This is a genomic window from Pseudomonas sp. P5_A2_2, from assembly GCF_054177685.1.
The window spans coordinates 1-2,913 of the sequence record NZ_JBGCUL010000583.1 but is presented as its reverse complement, the minus strand read 5'-3'; the positions used below and the strand labels follow the sequence as shown (position 1 = coordinate 2,913).

Below are 2,913 nucleotides of genomic sequence, written 5' to 3'. Positions count from 1 at the left end.
GTGCGCCACAGGCTCATCGCAGAGTTTCCTTGTTGGTTTTGTTGGTGGATCAATCCTGCCACAGCACCGCTTCGCTGCGCTCGCTCCATTCTTCAAAGCGCTCACCGTAAGCCGCTTCGATCACATTGCGCTTGATCTTCAGGGTCGGGGTGAGAAAACCGTTTTCCACGGCCCAACTGTCCTTGACTACCACCAGGCGCCGCAGCCGTTCATGTTTGTCGAGGGCAGCATTGACCTCTTCCAGCAGTTTTTCCAGGCTCGAATGCAAGCCGGCGCGCGCGGCGCCGCCGGCATCCTGCTGGCCGACCGCCGACAATACGCACAAGCCCAACGGTGCACCCAAGCCATCGCCCACTACACAGACCTGTTCGATGCGCGAGTGCACGGCCAGGCGATTTTCAATTGGTGCCGGGGCCACGTACTTGCCTTTGCTGGTCTTGAAGATTTCCTTCAGGCGCCCGGTCAGGCGCAGATTGCCTTCGGCGTCCTCCTCGCCCTTGTCGCCGGTACGCAGGAAGCCATCCTCGGTAATGGTGTCGGCGGTTTTTTCCGGTTCCTTGTAATACCCGAGCATGGTCGCACCACTGCGCACCAAGACCTCCCCCGTCTCGGCGATCCGCACTTCGACTTCCGGGCACGGTTTGCCGATCCAGCCCGGTTTGTTCTGGCCCGGTATGCCGATGTGCGAATAGCCGCAGCTCTCGGTCATGCCGTAAACCTCCAGCACGTCCAAGCCCAGTTTGCGATACCACTGCAACAAGGTCTGCGGCACCGGTGCAGCACCGGAAAGCGCAATGCGCAACGCATCCAGCCCCAACCTGGCGAGGACTTTATGCCCGACCCGTTTGCCGATGATCGGCAGGCCGAGYAGGAAGTCGAGACGTTTTGCCGGAATCTTGCTGTACACGCCCATCTGGAATTTGKTCCAGATGCGCGGTACGCCAAACAGCGCGGTCGGGCGTGCACGCTGCAGGTCGGTGAGAAAGGTATCGAGGCTCTCGGCGAAAAACACCGTTTGGCCGGTGTAAATCGATGCCAGTTCGACGAACATCCGCTCGGCAACGTGGCACAGCGGCAAATAGGACAGCAGTCGGTCCGACTCGTTGAGGCCGAACAACGAAGTGCCACGAGTGGTGGCAAACCCCAGGGTGCCAAAACTGTGCATCACGCCTTTGGGCATGCCAGTAGTGCCGGAGGTGTAAATGATGGTCGCCAGTTGATCGGCGGCAGGTTTGGGATCGTCCTGGATCGGCGAGCTGCGTTGCAGGTCGGCCCAACTGAAATCGAACGTACCGGGTGGATGTAGCGGCAGGCTGATGATTGGCAGATCGGGGCTGACGCCACGGGACATGCCTGGCCAGTCGTCGAGCTTGCCGATGAACGCCAGTACCGCTCCCGAGTGTTCGAGTACCTGGGCAACGGTCTCGGCGGTGAGGTTGGGGTACAACGGCACCGAGACATGCCCGGCCATCCAGATCGCCAGGTCGGCAATGATCCAGTGCGCACAGTTTTTCGAGATCAGGGCGATATGGCTGCCCTGCGGCAGTTCCCGCGCCCGCAACCAATGGGCCGCGCAACGAGCCTGATGAGCGACGTCCGCCCAGGTCAAGGTCTCGACCTGCCCGCCTGCGACAGGCTGGACCAGAAAGCGCTGGCGGGGATGACGGGCCTCACGCTCGTAGAAAACGTCCAGCGGCAAACGAAAAGCAGCAGACATGCGACTCGCTCCTGTGGTTTTGGTCTGGAGCAAGCGTAGTCAACCAAGCAAGTGCTTGGTTGACTATTTTATTCAAAATTTTCTCCATCTGTGGGAGCGAGCTTGCTCCCACAGTTGATGGGTGTCGTATTCGGGTTATGGGTGCTTGATGCTGTCGAGCTTCATCGACCCGATCAGCAGCTCATCACCCTTGAGCTCCGCCAGACCGGCGGTGCTGACTTTTTCCGGTGGATACCCGGCGCCATGTTGCAGGTAACTCAACAAATGCCCCACCAGCGGATTGTGGCTGACCAAAAGGACGTTGCTCACCGACACCAGTTGCTCGGCGACCTTGTCCGGCTCGGTGTCCGGGGTCAGCCATTCGACGGTGCGGATCTCCGGCTCGAACCCCAAAACCTCACGCACCAGATGCGCGGTCTCCTGCGCTCGCAGGTACGGGCTGGCATAGATCGCCGTCAGCGGCTGCCCCATCAACTGCTCAGCGCTGCGCAGCACTTCCTTACGACCGTGCTCCGTCAACTCCCGCTCCGAATCGTGGGGGCGGGCCCCGTGCGGTACAGCTTCACCATGACGCATTACCCAGAGTTTCATAGCTTGGGTTCCTCATCTCGAGCCGAATGCGGTGCCGGTGCCACGACATGCGGCGCTTCACCTTCCGGCGTACGCGGCGTCGGCCAATCGGCGAACGGCCAAGGCTTCTGGTCGCTGTGAAAGCTCCCGAAACGACCGATCTGCGCCAGAAACTGGCTCAGGCTGTCGCCGAAATTCATCAGACTGGCGTTCGGGGCGCCATAGAACAAACGATAGATCAACTGCACCAGCACGACGGCGCCGAGGATGAACTGCGCCACTTGCCACACCAGCACGAAGACCACCATCCACAACACACGCAGCAGGATGGACTCGTATTTGGCTTCTACTTTTGGATCGTTCATGCGCAACTCCCTGCTTTTCTGGCAAGCGTGATCAGTTGAAATCACTGGTGGAAATAAAATCGACGTCGGTTTTCGGCTCTCCACGCATCAGCAGACCGATGACCTGCTCCAGCGTGCGCCCCTCGAACAGGATCGCGTGCAGCCCGGCGACCAGCGGCATGTACACGCCAACCTCCTGGGCCTTGGCCTTGAGCACTTTAAGGGTGTTGACCCCTTCGGCGACTTCGCCCAGGCGCGTGACGGCCTCGTCCAGGCTCAGGC

At 60.4% G+C, this 2,913-nt stretch carries 3 protein-coding genes and 1 pseudogene; all 4 read right to left on the bottom strand.

What is annotated here, in order from left to right; translation table 11 throughout:
* Positions 1–49: 49 nt before the first annotated feature.
* Positions 50–1,717: an AMP-binding protein gene (locus ACXRVY_RS22635; protein ID WP_458238290.1), complete on the bottom strand. Its 1,668-nt coding sequence runs from the start codon at positions 1,715–1,717 to the stop codon at positions 50–52.
* A 135-nt stretch (positions 1,718–1,852) separates the two neighbouring features.
* Entirely contained in the window at positions 1,853–2,308 is a 456-nt protein-coding gene (gene sixA / locus ACXRVY_RS22630) for a phosphohistidine phosphatase SixA (RefSeq protein ID WP_223459695.1), read from the bottom strand.
* Positions 2,305–2,652: a DUF4389 domain-containing protein gene (locus ACXRVY_RS22625; protein WP_223459697.1), complete on the bottom strand. Its 348-nt coding sequence runs from the start codon at positions 2,650–2,652 to the stop codon at positions 2,305–2,307. The genes sixA and ACXRVY_RS22625 overlap by 4 nt, the downstream gene beginning before the upstream one ends.
* 31 nt (positions 2,653–2,683) lie before the next feature.
* Positions 2,684–2,913 (bottom strand): annotated as a pseudogene (locus tag ACXRVY_RS22620) (NAD(P)H-dependent glycerol-3-phosphate dehydrogenase); the annotation flags it as partial.

Bases quoted from the DNA above. Each gene is read 5' to 3' on its own strand.
- ACXRVY_RS22625 (WP_223459697.1), bottom strand. From the start codon at position 2,652: ATGAACGATCCAAAAGTAGAAGCCAAATACGAGTCCATCCTGCTGCGT.
- sixA (WP_223459695.1), bottom strand. From the start codon at position 2,308: ATGAAACTCTGGGTAATGCGTCATGGTGAAGCTGTACCGCACGGGGCC.